We start from the raw sequence: 13,477 nt of genomic DNA on the forward strand, positions 1-13,477 counted from the left end.
AAGTCCTCTCCCTGTCGTTCTTGGATAATGGTTACAATACGGTCAAAAATTTCTTTTTCTGTCATCTTTTTATTCTCCTGAAAATTCACGCGCAGTCTGAGCAACTACGTCCGTTTCTAGCATGGTACGAATCTGACGAATCGTACTGTACACAGCCTTGGCATCACTTGAGCCATGAGTCTTAACAACAGGTGCTTTGACACCAAACAAGACAGCCCCTCCAACATCTGAATAGTTGAGCTGCTTTTTCAAACCTTTCAAACTATCCTTAAGGAGAAGAGCACCTAGTTTTGCTCGAAACCCACCACCTGTAATGGCGTTTTTGAGCAAGCCCATGATCCCCATGGCTGTCCCTTCAATGGACTTGAGCACTGCGTTTCCCGTGAAACCATCTGCCACGACAACATCCGCAACGCCATTCATCAGATCACGCGCTTCCACGTTTCCGATAAAGTTCAAACTTTCATCAGCTACTAGCAAGTCGTACGTTTCCTTACGAAGCGGGTCTCCCTTGCTACTTTCTGTTCCGTTGTTCAGCAAACCAACACGTGGTTTTGCAATTCCGCGAACATTCTTGGCATAGAAAGAACCTAGAACAGCGTATTGATGCAGGTGCTGGGCTGTGTTTTCTGCATTGGCACCGAGATCTAGCATGTCAAAACCTTTACCATCAATGGTCGGCAATGTTGACATCAATCCAGGACGGTCGATGTTCTTGATACGACCCACGATGAAGAATCCTGCAGCCAATAAGGCACCTGTGTTCCCCGCAGAGAGGACAGCGTCTGCTTCTCCCTCTTTGACTGCCTTAGCTGCTAATACCATACTGGCATTTTTCTTCTTACGGATAGCTTTTGTCGGCTCATCATCCGAATCAATTTTCTCATCCGTATGGATAATGCTGACACGATCTGTCGCTGTTAGATATTGCTTGATTTTAGCTTCATCTCCGTAAAGTTGAATCTCAATATCTGAAAAGTCAGCAAGGGCTTGATTGACACCCTCAACGATGGCTTGAGGTGCGTAATCGCCCCCCATAGCATCTACTGCGATTTTTTTCATTTGTCTTCCTCTTTTAGTAATTGTCCCCAGTCTGCTAGGGAATCAATAAATTTCTTTGATTTTAGGTGAATCCCTACGTATTCTTCGTAGAGTTGATCCATAAATTGGCGTAGCTCTTGCTTGATTTCAGGCTTGAGCGAAATAGTCTCCAAGGTCTCAAAATCAATAGCCTGAAATTGATTGAGCAGATAAGGAATATTGGGATTCAGATGGCAACGTTTCTCATCCTCATGATAATGATCTGGACAGAGGCAGGCTCCATATTTAAAAGAAAAATCAAAGGCCTGACCAACCCTATGGCAAAAGACACACTCATTAAAATTGAGGCTGATTCCAAATCGGGTCAAGATTTGAATTTCAAAAATATTGGTCAAGACTTGATAATCCAAGCCCTTTTCCATCAACTCTAGAGTCTTTCTCAAGAAGGCAAACAAGGGAGCATCCTGCTGATTATCCTGCAAACTAGCATCTGCAAGAGCTGCAACATAGGTCGAATAAGCCATGACAAAGAGATCACTATTAATCTTGGGAAAGGTCATCACCTCATGGTAGTCCTCGATGTAGCTAAGCCCGTCATCATTGATTCGCAGGAGAAAACGAGCTAGTACCAAGGGCTGAATAACCGGAGCTAGTTTAGATTGACCAGCGTGTTTGACAAAAAACATGCGCTTGCCAGCTTGCTCGGTAAAGATCTTGACTAGCTTATCATCCTCCCGAAAGTTGCGATTGTAGAGTACCAAGCCTTGACTCGTGATAGACTGGATCATGCTTCTCTCATGTACTCCTCAAGTCGTTTCATGGCTTCTTTGATAGCCTCCATGCTAGCTGCATAAGACAGACGAACATAGCCTTCTCCGTAACGCCCAAAGGCAGCTCCCGGGATAAAAGCAACAGCCTTCTTCTGGGCAAAATCCTTGAGAAATGCAAAGGAGTCTTGATTGTAATCAGCTGGAATCTTAGCAAAGATATAGAAGGCACCGTCTGGTTTGATAATTTCAAAACCAAGAGCAGTCATCTTCTCGATGATGTAATCTCGACGCTGGATGTATTCCTTCTTCATAGGCTCTGTATCGTTTTTACCAGCGGTCAAGGCTTCTACTGCAGCATGTTGAGCCATGGTGTTTGCAGCAGTAACCAAATATTGGTGACTCTTGATTAACTGAGCTGTGAAAGCTGCAGGAGCAAAGATAAAACCTAAACGCCAACCAGTCATAGCATGAGACTTAGATAAGCCATTGATGATAATAGCCTGATCTCTCAACATAGTTCCCAGAGATACATGGACTTCGCCTGTGTAGGTCAATTCTGAGTAAACCTCATCACAGACAACGAAAATCTCATACTTGCGTAAAACGTCTGCCAAAGCTTCCAACTGCTCTCGACTATAGGTAATTCCTGTCGGATTGGCTGGATAGTTGAGAATGACTGCTTTGAGCTTGTCCCCTTGCTCCAAAATAGCCTTTTCCAACATTTCAGGAGTCAAGATAAAACCATTTTCAGTTGTATCAATCTCGACAATCTCTGCCCCAACTAGATTGACAATCGGCTCATATCCTGGATAGGCAGGAGCGGGCAAGAGTACCTTGTCTCCCTCTTCCAAAATAGCCGTCAAAGTAGCAGATAAAGCCTCTGTCGCCCCAATTGTAACTAAGATTTCATTTTCAGGATTATAATCTAGCTGGTATTTTTCTTTTACAAAATCACTGGCTGCCTGACGTAGAGTCAGTAGACCACTCATCCCTGTATAGTAGGATTGGTTCTGGTCAATCGCTCGCTTGGCTGCCTCCTTGACATGATCTGGCGTTGTAAAATCAGGTTCCCCCAAGGTCAAACGCAAGACCCCAGAAATCTCCGAAATAGCCTGGTCAAACTGACGAATCAAGGACACTTGAATCTTATCTAACTGTTTATTAAAGCGCTTAGTTAAGTCCATAGATACCTCCTACTTTCAAAACGTATCTCTATTATACTACAAAAGCTTCCTGACCGCAAAATCCATCCGAAACCGACAATTTTCACTTTCTATTTTACTTTTTTTCTCGACAGGACTATAATAATAAGTGCTTATCTTCGGAGGTTTATATGTCATTTTTATCAAAAAATGGGGCAGGAATCTTAGCCTGCCTTGTCATTTCTATCGTGTCTTGGTACCTAGGAGGATTCTTTCCTGTCATCGGAGCACCTGTCTTTGCTATCTTTATAGGGATGCTCCTTCACCCTTTTCTATCACCCCACAAACAACTGGATGCTGGTTTGACCTTTAGTTCCAAGAAATTGCTCCAATATGCCGTTATCTTGCTCGGTTTTGGTCTCAATATCTCGCAAGTTTTCGCAGTCGGACAATCTTCACTCCCTGTCATCCTCTCCACCATCTCAATAGCCTTGATTGTTGCCTACCTCTTCCAGCGTTTCTTTTCACTGGATACAAAACTGGCTACCTTGATTGGAGTGGGTTCTTCTATCTGTGGTGGCTCTGCCATTGCTGCGACAGCACCCGTTATCCATGCCAAGGAAAAAGAAGTCGCCCAAGCTATTTCCGTTATCTTTTTCTTCAATGTCTTAGCGGCACTCATCTTTCCGACCCTGGGAACCTGGCTTCACTTATCAAATGAAGGCTTCGCCCTCTTTGCAGGAACTGCGGTCAATGATACTTCTTCTGTAACGGCCACAGCTAGCGCTTGGGACAGTCTTTACCAGACCAATACCCTTGAGTCTGCAACCATTGTTAAACTGACGCGCACCTTAGCGATCATTCCCATCACTCTCTTTCTCTCCTACTGGCAAAGTCGCCAGCAAAAAAATAGCCACGGTTTCCATCTAAAAAAGGTCTTCCCTCTTTTTATCCTTTATTTCATACTAGCCTCTCTCTTAACGACCCTTCTTACCTCTCTTGGTATGTCCAGTAGCTTCTTTACCCCTCTCAAACAGCTTTCTAAATTTCTCATTATCATGGCCATGAGCGCCATCGGTCTCAAAACCAATCTGATTGCCATGGTTAGATCCAGTGGCAAATCTATTGTCCTCGGAGCCCTTTGCTGGATTGCCATCATCCTCACCAGTCTTGGTATGCAAGCATTGATTGGTACTTTATAACACAAAAGGTAGCCCATGGCCACCTTTTTATTGTTCAAGAATTAAACGAGTATGTTCTCTTTTAATACAGCGATTCATCACGATGTCGTCGCATCCTCCAGCACGCAAGATTTCTTCCGCTTCTAAACTTTCAAGTCCCAGCTGCGCCCAGAAAATCTTGGCGTCAGCCTTGAGAAAATCACGCGCCACATCTGGTAAAAACTCGCTACGTCGGTAAACATTGACAATATCCACAGGAAAAGGAATCTCAGCTAAACTCGCATAAGCTTTTTCTCCCAATATTTCCCCACCTGCAAGCTTGGGATTAACTGGAATGATTTTATAGCCTCTAGCCTGCATTTCCTTGGTCACTCGATTGCTAGTTGTTTCTTCACGGTCAGACAAACCCACTACCGCTAACGTTTTACTGGTCGCCAGATACTGACGGACCACACCATCACTCGGATTGATAAATTCTTGGCTCATAGAAATCCTCCTTTTCATCAGTATAGCATATTTTGAAAAGGCTTGCAGGATTTTGACTACAAAAATCTCCTAGCAAGAAAAGAAACCTGCTAGGAGAACTATCTATTTTAAGTGAAGGATTAAATCTTTTTCTCAATACAAAATAGAGGAGAAAGAGGGCGTTTTTCATGGATACGCACGATGGCATCTCCTAAGAGGTGGGCAATCGAGATTTGTTCAATCTTATCAATCAAACGCTCTTCTGGTAGGTAGATGGTATCCAAAACAACCAATTTCTTAATAGCTGATTTTTGGATATTGTCCATAGCTGGCCCTGAAAGAACTGGGTGCGTACAACTTGCGTAAACTTCAACGGCACCTGCTTCAGCAAGTGCATCCGCCGCATGACAAATAGTTCCAGCTGTATCAATCATATCGTCAATCAAGATACAAGTCTTGCCTTCGACCTTACCGATGATGTTCATCACTTCGCTGGTATTCATCTTGTCTACACTACGACGTTTGTCAATAATCGCAATCGGAGTTTTCAAAAACTCTGCCAATTTACGAGCACGAGTCACCCCACCATGGTCTGGACTGACAACCACGTAGTCAGATCCAACCATCCCACGGCGTTCAAAATAGTCTGCAATCAAAGGAGCACCCATCAAGTGATCAACTGGAATATCAAAGAATCCCTGAATCTGTGCCGCATGCAAATCAATCGTCAACAAACGATCTACTCCAGCAACTTCTAGCATGTTTGCAACGAGTTTTGCAGTAATTGGCTCACGCGCTCGCGCTTTTCTATCCTGACGTGCATAACCATAGTAAGGCATAACAACGTTGACAGATTCTGCACTAGCCCGCTTCAAGGCGTCCACCATGATCAAAATTTCGAGCAGATTGTCATTTACAGGTGAGCTCGTTGATTGTAGGATAAAGACGTGTTTCCCACGGATTGATTCTTCGATATTGACCTGAATCTCCCCATCTGAAAATTGGCGAACAGTCGATTTCCCCAACTCTATCCCAATTTCTTGCGCCACACGCTCTGCCAATTCTCTATTAGAAGAAAGGGCAAACAGCTTTAAATCAGAAAAAGACATGATTTCCTCCGGTATTTATGTATCACTTGTTTTTTACACAACATTTTCCATTTACCATTGTAGCGCTTTTTCCTTTATTTTTCAATCAAAAATAAAACAAGAGCAAACATTTATACCCTTGTTTTGTACTATTTTATATTAGCTATATTAAAACTAAAAATCCTACATTTTAACAATCAATTTTATGCTAGGATGAGATTTTTTCGAGACAAAGTTAGTATACTTCTCTCATACTTCCTGTATCCACATCATAGACAGCACCTGAAATAACCACATCATCAGGAATCAGTGGAGATTCTCGAAGTAACTGCATGTCCTCTCTCACACTCTCTTCAACATCCTGAAATGGTAAAAAATCTTGATCCGACACATCAACTCCGAGCTCGTGTTTCAAATGCTCTTGAAAGGTCTCATTTTGAAAGGTTTGAGCTCCACAGTCTGTATGGTGAAGCACCACAATTTCACGTGTGCCCATTTGTTGCTGGGAGATCACCAGCGAACGAATCATGTCCTCTGTTACTCTACCGCCAGCATTCCGCAAGATATGAGCATCCCCAAGTGCTAAACCTAAAGCTTGCGCGACGTGTAGCCGTGAGTCCATGCAGGTCACAATTGCTACTCTTGTTTTCGGCTTAAGTGGCAGATTTAATTTCCCATGAAGGGCAACATAAGCCTGATTGGCTTGCATAAACTGTTCAAAATACGACACGATTTCCCCCTTAAAAATTTGATAACCAAATATTTCTCCTATCTTATCATTTTTGAGAGGATTTGTCACGGATTATGCAAAGACCTTTTTCAAAACTTCCTGAATAGTCGTCACACCAATCACCTGAATTTCTTGAGGTGGTTTAAGGCCTGTCAAGGAATTCTTGGGTACATAAATCTTAGTAAATCCCAGTTTAGCAGCTTCATTGATGCGCTGTTCGATACGATTCACGCGTCGAATTTCTCCAGTCAAACCTAGCTCTCCAACAAAGCATTCCTGAGGATTGGTTGGCTTGTCCTTGTAACTAGAGGCAATAGCCACTGCAACGGCTAAATCAATAGCAGGCTCATCTAATTTGACACCACCAGCAGATTTGAGATAGGCATCCTGATTTTGCAAAAGAAGCCCTGCACGTTTTTCCAAAACAGCCATGATTAAGCTAGCACGATTAAAATCAAGCCCTGTCGTCGTGCGCTTAGCATTTCCAAACATGGTCGGTGTCACCAAAGCCTGAACCTCCGCTAAAATCGGACGCGTCCCTTCCATAGTTACCACGATTGACGAGCCAGTTGCTCCATCCAAACGCTCTTCTAGGAAAACTTGACTCGGATTGAGGACCTCAACCAATCCACCTGACTGCATCTCAAAGATGCCAATCTCGTTAGTGGAGCCAAAACGGTTTTTGACTGCCCTCAAGATACGGAAGGTATGGTGACGCTCCCCTTCAAAATAGAGAACCGTGTCTACCATGTGTTCCAACATACGCGGACCAGCCAAGGTCCCTTCCTTAGTCACATGCCCTACGATAAAAATGGCAATGTTATTAGTCTTAGCCAACTGCATGAGTTCAGCTGTCACCTCACGCACCTGAGAAACAGATCCCTGCACCCCTGAAATCTCAGGAGACATAATGGTCTGGATAGAGTCGATGATGAGAAAATCTGGTTGGATGCGCCCCACCTCAGAACGAACACTCTGCATATTGGTCTCTGCATAGAGATAAAACTCGCTATCAATATCACCTAAGCGCTCTGCTCGTAGCTTAATCTGCTGGGCAGACTCCTCCCCACTGACATATAGAACCGTTCCCACTTGAGACAACTGAGTTGAAACTTGTAAAAGAAGGGTTGATTTCCCGATTCCAGGATCTCCCCCAATGAGGACGAGACTCCCTGGCACCACTCCGCCTCCAAGTACACGGTTAAATTCCTCCATCTCCGTCTTGGTTCGATTGACATTGATAGAAGTTACTTCAGCCAGTTTCATAGGCTTGGTTTTTTCACCTGTCAAGGACACACGCGCATTTTTGACCTCTGCAACCTCAACTTCTTCTACAAAAGAAGACCAGGCCCCACAGTTGGGACAGCGCCCTAGATACTTAGGTGAATTATATTCACAATTTTGACACACAAATGTCGCTTTTTTCTTTGCGATGATAAACCTCTTTCTAAATCTCTACCTCACACTCAATTACTTGGCAAAAATCAATCTTCTCGTCTGGTACAAATTGGCGCATGAGCATTCGATGAGTGACAACTACCACAGTTTGGTGTTCTCGATACTTAACCATAGATTCGAGAAAGCGAGCTCCCATCTCCTCAGCTGTCTCATATTGAATAGGACTATCTGGAAGTAACTTCCCATTATTTTCTAAAAACAGAGTACGTGCTTTTTCAAAATTCTCTATACCACTTTCGTAAACCTGCCATTCGTGTAACAAAGGCTCCACCCTCAAAGAAAGGCCTGTAGCACAAGATACATAAAAAGCCGTTTCTAAAGCCCTTGTCACTGCTGAAGTCACTAAAAGATCAGCTGATTGTAGCAAGGGATCTTGGCAAAGTTTCTGAGCTTGTTGTCTTCCTTTCTCAGATAAGGGTGCCAAATCCATTCCGAATCCTGTATAAGAACGTTCCTCTAATTCACGATAATCTGGCTCCCCATGACGTACAAAGATAATCTTCATCCTAGTGCCCTGTCGATCCAAATCCACCAGTACGAACTCCGTTTGCCTTATCTCCATCTGCAATTAAAAATGGTGCAAAGACAGCCTGAACCACACGTTCCCCAACTTCGAGAACCACTTCCTGATCGGTAATATTTTTCATCTGAGCATAGATATGTCCCTCATTCCCGAGATTGCCATAATAATCCCCATCAATAACACCAACAGAGTTGATCAAGACTAGACCCTTCTTACGAGGGTTTGAAGAACGGTCATAAAGATAGAGGACCTCAGTCGGTTGCATATAAGCCTTAACCCCTGTTGGAACCAAGACAATCTCTCCCGGAGCAATGACAGTGCGTTCCGCCACCTTTAAATCATAACCTGCTGCATGCGCTGTCTCACGCTTAGGCAATAAATTTTCATCTGTAAAACTCGAAACCAATTCAAAACCACGAATTTTCATATTTTCTCTTTTCTATTATCATTTATTCTAGGCTATTTTATCTTATTTATTCGAAAAAAGCACGAAAAAAGAGCACACAATTCACACTCGCTTAGGGCTGCTGGATTCCTCCCCTGACCCGCTTCACGCAGAACTGTTGCTCCACTATTTATTATACCACATTCCCCTCTGTTTTGAAAGAGAAATTATTTTTTCCGTCGATTTCGGAAAAAGTCCTGCATAATCGCTGCACACTCACTCTCCAAAATTCCCGTTTCAACCGCTACACGATGATTGAGACGCTCATCTGTCAAAATATCGTACAAACTTCCAGCTGCACCAAATTTCTGATTCTTAGCCCCGTAGACTACGTTTGGAATGCGGGCAAGCCCGATTGCCCCACTACACATAACACACGGCTCAATGGTCACAAAAAGCGTACAATCTAGCAGACGCCAACTCTCCTCACTCAGGTTCGCATTCTCTATGGCCATGATTTCTGCATGCATAACCGCCCGTTGCAACTCCTCGCGTGCATTATGCCCACGACCAATAATCTCTCCATCTTTGACAATCACACAGCCAATTGGAATTTCATCATGCTCTAAGGCAATTTCTGCCTCCTTCAAGGCCTCTCTCATGAAGCTTTCTTTTTCTTCAACTGTATAATTCATCGATTTTTCCTTTTCCTACTTGTCGATTCTATTATTATATCATGATTCCCAAGACAAAAAAAGAGCTCTATAATATTTACACTGACTAACTTTAGATAGTATCAAATCGCTGGATTGTAGAAATAATGTTTTAAAAAGAGTATAATATTAGCAAAATTGATAGAAAATCAGAAATCATGAACTTAAAATAATGGAGATAACTGACATAGAAAGTTCAAGAGATGAATATACTGAAATTTATACAATAAACAATATGAAAGAGTAAATGATGAAATTAGAGTTATTACTGGATAAACCAAAATTTACCTTAATGTTTCCATATAAGAATCAATTTAATAGAGCAGGGGGACCATTCATGATATCTTTATCTGTTATGATTCTCTGGATTCTAAAGCATCTGATATCTTATAATACCGATTTTACAGACAAGATTATTATAGCAATCGTACTGATTTATGCTCCACTTCTTCTATGGTTTATGGGGTATTATCTCTTCATAAATGGAGTAAAATTAGAAGTTCATAAAAACAATACTGTTCAATATTATACCTATAGTAGCAGAGGCCTCAGCGTATTACATTATCAATTTAAACTTCAAGATATCGAACAAATAACCATGAAAAAGCGTCCCTTTAATTGTGCAAAGTTAACCATGAAAATTAGAAATCCTATTTTTTTAGAAGGATATGAGAAAAATCTAAATAAGCTAATAAGTGTCAGTATCATCACAGATAAACTGAAAGCAGATGTTTTTATGCACGAAATAAACCAAATTCAAAATGACAAATCAGGAAACCAAGTTATCAAATAATCTAATTTACAAAAGATTTAGTTTTATCTAACTTATAAATTCTAAAGAAAATAGTTCACTGAAGAGGCTGGGACCAAAAATCCCAACCTCATTTTTGCTTAGTTGTACACCTATAATTTATTAGTAGATTAAACTGTTTGTTGGTATTTTAAAATTCAAAAGCTCCTTTGAACAAAACTTCCTTTCTCTATCCACAACCTTAACCAATCTACCGAATTGTTGAAACCATGAAGTTCTAGTTCTATCAAATTAAGACTTGGTCTACAGATTTCTGTCCCACTGTTTTTTTCTTTATCTTAAAAAGTCAAGTAGAAGCCTGTATAGGACTTATGAACTAAAAAAGCCACCGAATGCGGTGACTTAATAGGGAGATTATTATGAAAAAGAAAAGTTTAGGATATTTGTTACAACAAGTTAGGAGGTCTTCTTGTAACTGTCTATAGTATACCCAACCTGTCTTAAACTAATCTTAAAAATCTCCTATGACCAAACACTTTCTAAAATATTAGTTTGTTCACGACCAGGTCCTACTGAGAAAGTTGAGATACGAACACCAACCAACTCGCTTACACGACGAACATAGTTACGTGCATTCTCAGGAAGGTCTTCCAAATTACGGACCCCAGTGATGTCTTCTGACCAACCTGGCAATTCCTCGTAGATTGGCTTGCAGCGTTTCAACTGCTCAAGACTAGCAGGATAGTAATCAATACGTTGACCATCAAGATCATAGGCCACACAGATTTTCACAGTATCCAAACCACTTAAAACATCTATAGAGTTCAATGAAAGATTGGTAATCCCAGATACACGGCGGCTGTGACGCATCACAACTGAGTCAAACCAACCCACGCGACGTGGACGACCAGTTGTTGTACCATATTCATGACCTACTTCGCGAATGCGATCTCCCACTTCATCAAATAATTCAGTTGGGAAAGGTCCATCTCCTACACGACTTGTGTAGGCTTTACAGACGCCTACAACCTTGTCAATCTTACTTGGGCCAACACCAGACCCAATTGTCACACCACCAGCGACAGGGTTTGACGACGTAACAAATGGATAAGTCCCTTGGTCAATATCCAACATAACACCTTGCGCACCTTCAAAGAGCACACGTTTGCCGTTATCAAGCGCATCGTTCAAGATAACAGATGTATCTGTCACGTATTGCTTGATTTGTTGACCATACTCATAGTACTCTTCAAAAATATCATCGATTGAAATAGGAGTACTGTCATATAATTTTTCAAACAAACGATTCTTTTCCGCAAGATTGCGTTCCAAGCGTTCACGGAAGATATCCTTATCCAAAAGATCAGCAATACGAATCCCAACACGAGCAGCTTTATCCATATAGGCTGGGCCAATACCCTTAATCGTAGTACCAATCTTATTATCACCCTTAGCTTCTTCTTGCAAGCGATCCAACTCAATATGGTAAGGCAAAATAACATGCGCACGGTCAGAAATTCGTAAGTTATCTGTTGTAACACCCTCCTCATGAAGATAACTCAATTCTTTCACAAGAGATTTAGGGTTTACAACCATTCCGTTCCCAATAACAGAGATTTTTTCAGGGAAGAAGATCCCAGATGGAATCAAGTGCAATTTAAACTTCTTACCATCAATCACAATCGTGTGACCAGCATTATCACCACCTTGGTAACGAGCAATTACCTCTGCATTAGCTGAAAGAAAATCTGTAATTTTCCCTTTACCTTCATCACCCCACTGGGTACCTACAACAACAACTGAAGTCATAATAAAATTCGTCTGAGCTACCAGGAGCTCGTCCTTTCTCATATACATGGCAGGAATTTCACCCGCAATTATATCTTACAATTTATTATAAGAAAAAAACACTATTTTATCAAGAAGAAACAATAGAAAAGATTTGGAATTTCTGTAAATTATAAAAATCAAAACCTTATATTTTAAATAAAATCCTTAAATTCACAAATTCAATGCTCATTATTGTTCGTTATAAATGATATATATGAACCTCACTAGTTTAGGATAGCACCTTCTTGAAGGTATTTATCAAGATACAAGCGATAAGCCGTCTGAAAATGATATAAATAAAAGTCTTTATCGCTTGTAATTCTAAATCTTATCAAGTAATAAAGTAAAAACCGAAGATGAAGTGATTCCCACTCAGCACGACTCTGACCTAAAGAAGCATATTCTTGTTCAACAAGTTTCAAAAAGACAAATGCTCTATCATAAAATTTCTGAAGCATATTAAAAATCCCCTTCTTATTATTAACACTAGTCTAACAAAAATAAGAACTAAAAAAGCTTCAAATCCTATAAAAGTAGAATTTAAAGCTAAACGAACTAAAAATAAAATATAAAGGCAATTATAGAAGCAAAAATTAAGTTTTGAATTTTGAGAAATTTACTTCATTTATAAAATCATAACCACCCGTCTAATGGGTAGTATGCATTAGAACTATAAGCCCAAATTATCAGCCAGCGACTAAAGACGCTGGCTTTCACCTTGTTCAAGTCTCATTGCCCTTTGCTCGTCACTTACCTCTCAAAAAGGCTTGAGTGTTACTTACCACTATACCTAAAGGGATCCTCATATTCTTTTACACTCTATTTATCTAGTGCAGTATCATACTTTTCCTGCTCTTGAATATATTTCTTAATTGTGGCTCCATTAAATCCTACTGTACTCACGTAGTAACCTTTCACCCAAGAATGCCGATTCCCAAACTTATACTTGAGGTTGGCGTGTCTATCAAACATCATGAGTGCACTTTTACCTTTTAAATAGCCCATGAAACTTACAACGTTAATTCTAGGTGGAATACTTACTAACATATGTACATGGTCTGGCATTAAGTGACCTTCAATAATCTTAACACCTTGCCACTTTGTGTGCGATAAACTATGAGCCTTTTGTGCCATATTTTTCTCCTTTCGCTTTACAATTGGCTTGAACACCTTTATTGTTTCGCGTTTGGAGTTTTTTTGTATAACCTTCGACGCGCACCCGCACAGCGGGTGGTTTATTTGTCTCGCACCTCACGGAGCGAGACGGACTAATAATCACATAACTAAAACAAAAAAACACCAATGGTGTTCTTTTTTCTAACTCCGCCAGTAGGACTCGAACCTACGACATCATGATTAACAGTCATGCGCTACTACCAACTGAGCTATGGCGGATAAAA

Annotated in this window: 15 protein-coding genes, 1 tRNA gene, 1 other RNA gene and 1 pseudogene; 2 read left to right on the forward strand and 16 right to left on the reverse strand. The window is 41.0% G+C overall.

Annotated elements, in window-relative coordinates; genetic code table 11:
- The 4 genes and pseudogenes from HMPREF9184_RS01210 to HMPREF9184_RS01225 form a co-directional block, all read right to left on the reverse strand.
- Positions 1 to 65 (reverse strand): annotated as a pseudogene (locus HMPREF9184_RS01210) (acyl carrier protein); the annotation flags it as partial.
- Between the two features lie 4 nt (positions 66 to 69).
- Positions 70 to 1,062: a phosphate acyltransferase PlsX gene (plsX, locus tag HMPREF9184_RS01215; RefSeq protein WP_000717419.1), complete on the reverse strand. Its 993-nt coding sequence runs from the start codon at positions 1,060 to 1,062 to the stop codon at positions 70 to 72.
- Positions 1,059 to 1,829, reverse strand: coding sequence for a DNA repair protein RecO (gene recO / locus HMPREF9184_RS01220; protein WP_000616150.1), 771 nt, complete (start codon positions 1,827 to 1,829; stop codon positions 1,059 to 1,061). The genes plsX and recO overlap by 4 nt, the downstream gene beginning before the upstream one ends.
- Positions 1,826 to 2,995: a pyridoxal phosphate-dependent aminotransferase gene (locus HMPREF9184_RS01225; protein WP_000366372.1), complete on the reverse strand. Its 1,170-nt coding sequence runs from the start codon at positions 2,993 to 2,995 to the stop codon at positions 1,826 to 1,828. The genes recO and HMPREF9184_RS01225 overlap by 4 nt, the downstream gene beginning before the upstream one ends.
- Positions 2,996 to 3,144: 149 nt before the next feature.
- On the opposite strand from HMPREF9184_RS01225, the gene HMPREF9184_RS01230 reads away from it, so the two are divergent.
- Positions 3,145 to 4,155 carry a YeiH family protein gene (locus HMPREF9184_RS01230; RefSeq protein WP_000009165.1) on the forward strand — a complete coding sequence of 337 codons (1,011 nt, stop codon included), beginning with the start codon at positions 3,145 to 3,147 and terminating at the stop codon, positions 4,153 to 4,155.
- A gap of 27 nt (positions 4,156 to 4,182) precedes the next feature.
- Here the strand turns inward: HMPREF9184_RS01230 and HMPREF9184_RS01235 are convergent, their stop codons facing one another.
- The 8 genes from HMPREF9184_RS01235 to tadA all read right to left on the reverse strand — a co-directional run bounded on the left by HMPREF9184_RS01235 (position 4,183) and on the right by tadA (position 9,478).
- Positions 4,183 to 4,620: a CoA-binding protein gene (locus HMPREF9184_RS01235; protein ID WP_000076505.1), complete on the reverse strand. Its 438-nt coding sequence runs from the start codon at positions 4,618 to 4,620 to the stop codon at positions 4,183 to 4,185.
- A gap of 119 nt (positions 4,621 to 4,739) precedes the next feature.
- On the reverse strand, positions 4,740 to 5,708 hold the full coding sequence (locus HMPREF9184_RS01240) for a ribose-phosphate diphosphokinase (protein ID WP_000010177.1): 969 nt from the start codon (positions 5,706 to 5,708) through the stop codon (positions 4,740 to 4,742).
- Positions 5,709 to 5,922: 214 nt separating this feature from the next.
- Positions 5,923 to 6,417, reverse strand: a complete 495-nt coding sequence (locus HMPREF9184_RS01245) for a beta-class carbonic anhydrase (RefSeq protein WP_033585896.1) — start codon at positions 6,415 to 6,417, stop codon at positions 5,923 to 5,925.
- A gap of 72 nt (positions 6,418 to 6,489) precedes the next feature.
- Positions 6,490 to 7,851, reverse strand: coding sequence for a DNA repair protein RadA (gene radA / locus HMPREF9184_RS01250; RefSeq protein ID WP_083822894.1), 1,362 nt, complete (start codon positions 7,849 to 7,851; stop codon positions 6,490 to 6,492).
- Positions 7,852 to 7,864: 13 nt separating this feature from the next.
- On the reverse strand, positions 7,865 to 8,437 hold the full coding sequence (locus HMPREF9184_RS01255; RefSeq protein ID WP_083822895.1) for a histidine phosphatase family protein: 573 nt from the start codon (positions 8,435 to 8,437) through the stop codon (positions 7,865 to 7,867).
- Complete coding sequence (locus HMPREF9184_RS01260; RefSeq protein WP_000701978.1) at positions 8,382 to 8,825, reverse strand: dUTP diphosphatase; 444 nt, start codon at positions 8,823 to 8,825, stop codon at positions 8,382 to 8,384. The genes HMPREF9184_RS01255 and HMPREF9184_RS01260 overlap by 56 nt, the downstream gene beginning before the upstream one ends.
- Before the next feature lie 58 nt (positions 8,826 to 8,883).
- An RNA gene (gene ffs / locus HMPREF9184_RS09375) (signal recognition particle sRNA small type) lies at positions 8,884 to 8,978 on the reverse strand.
- Positions 8,979 to 9,010: 32 nt separating this feature from the next.
- Positions 9,011 to 9,478 (reverse strand): tRNA adenosine(34) deaminase TadA, encoded by a 468-nt coding sequence (gene tadA / locus HMPREF9184_RS01265; protein ID WP_001110105.1) that lies wholly within the window; start codon positions 9,476 to 9,478, stop codon positions 9,011 to 9,013.
- A gap of 265 nt (positions 9,479 to 9,743) precedes the next feature.
- Between tadA and HMPREF9184_RS01270 the strand changes: the two genes are divergently transcribed.
- Positions 9,744 to 10,289: a hypothetical protein gene (locus HMPREF9184_RS01270; RefSeq protein ID WP_009444102.1), complete on the forward strand. Its 546-nt coding sequence runs from the start codon at positions 9,744 to 9,746 to the stop codon at positions 10,287 to 10,289.
- Between the two features lie 480 nt (positions 10,290 to 10,769).
- Here HMPREF9184_RS01270 and HMPREF9184_RS01275 read toward each other — a convergent pair whose 3' ends face one another.
- The 4 genes from HMPREF9184_RS01275 to HMPREF9184_RS01290 form a co-directional block, all read right to left on the reverse strand.
- Complete coding sequence (locus tag HMPREF9184_RS01275) at positions 10,770 to 12,056, reverse strand: adenylosuccinate synthase (RefSeq protein ID WP_033585898.1); 1,287 nt, start codon at positions 12,054 to 12,056, stop codon at positions 10,770 to 10,772.
- 245 nt (positions 12,057 to 12,301) lie between these two features.
- A complete protein-coding gene (comW, locus tag HMPREF9184_RS01280) occupies positions 12,302 to 12,535 on the reverse strand; it encodes a sigma(X)-activator ComW (protein ID WP_000939514.1) in 234 nt (77 codons plus the stop codon).
- 361 nt (positions 12,536 to 12,896) lie between these two features.
- The gene (gene tnpA, locus HMPREF9184_RS01285; RefSeq protein ID WP_000057442.1) at positions 12,897 to 13,211 is read right to left on the reverse strand and encodes an IS200/IS605 family transposase; all 315 of its coding nucleotides are present in this window, start codon (positions 13,209 to 13,211) and stop codon (positions 12,897 to 12,899) included.
- Positions 13,212 to 13,398: 187 nt separating this feature from the next.
- Positions 13,399 to 13,472: transfer RNA gene (locus HMPREF9184_RS01290), tRNA-Asn, on the reverse strand.
- Positions 13,473 to 13,477: the final 5 nt, after the last annotated feature.

The sequence above is a fragment of the Streptococcus sp. oral taxon 058 str. F0407 genome (genome assembly GCF_000235485.1).
Taxonomy (GTDB): domain Bacteria; phylum Bacillota; class Bacilli; order Lactobacillales; family Streptococcaceae; genus Streptococcus.

Excerpts from the sequence above, each read along its gene's own strand:
- plsX (WP_000717419.1), bottom strand. The coding sequence starts at position 1,062 with ATGAAAAAAATCGCAGTAGATGCTATGGGGGGCGATTACGCACCTCAA.
- recO (WP_000616150.1), bottom strand. The coding sequence starts at position 1,829 with ATGATCCAGTCTATCACGAGTCAAGGCTTGGTACTCTACAATCGCAAC.
- HMPREF9184_RS01225 (WP_000366372.1), bottom strand. The coding sequence starts at position 2,995 with ATGGACTTAACTAAGCGCTTTAATAAACAGTTAGATAAGATTCAAGTG.
- HMPREF9184_RS01230 (WP_000009165.1), top strand. The coding sequence starts at position 3,145 with ATGTCATTTTTATCAAAAAATGGGGCAGGAATCTTAGCCTGCCTTGTC.
- HMPREF9184_RS01235 (WP_000076505.1), bottom strand. The coding sequence starts at position 4,620 with ATGAGCCAAGAATTTATCAATCCGAGTGATGGTGTGGTCCGTCAGTAT.
- HMPREF9184_RS01240 (WP_000010177.1), bottom strand. The coding sequence starts at position 5,708 with ATGTCTTTTTCTGATTTAAAGCTGTTTGCCCTTTCTTCTAATAGAGAA.
- HMPREF9184_RS01255 (WP_083822895.1), bottom strand. The coding sequence starts at position 8,437 with ATGGAGATAAGGCAAACGGAGTTCGTACTGGTGGATTTGGATCGACAG.
- HMPREF9184_RS01260 (WP_000701978.1), bottom strand. The coding sequence starts at position 8,825 with ATGAAAATTCGTGGTTTTGAATTGGTTTCGAGTTTTACAGATGAAAAT.
- tadA (WP_001110105.1), bottom strand. The coding sequence starts at position 9,478 with ATGAATTATACAGTTGAAGAAAAAGAAAGCTTCATGAGAGAGGCCTTG.
- HMPREF9184_RS01270 (WP_009444102.1), top strand. The coding sequence starts at position 9,744 with ATGATGAAATTAGAGTTATTACTGGATAAACCAAAATTTACCTTAATG.
- HMPREF9184_RS01275 (WP_033585898.1), bottom strand. The coding sequence starts at position 12,056 with ATGACTTCAGTTGTTGTTGTAGGTACCCAGTGGGGTGATGAAGGTAAA.
- comW (WP_000939514.1), bottom strand. The coding sequence starts at position 12,535 with ATGCTTCAGAAATTTTATGATAGAGCATTTGTCTTTTTGAAACTTGTT.
- tnpA (WP_000057442.1), bottom strand. The coding sequence starts at position 13,211 with ATGGCACAAAAGGCTCATAGTTTATCGCACACAAAGTGGCAAGGTGTT.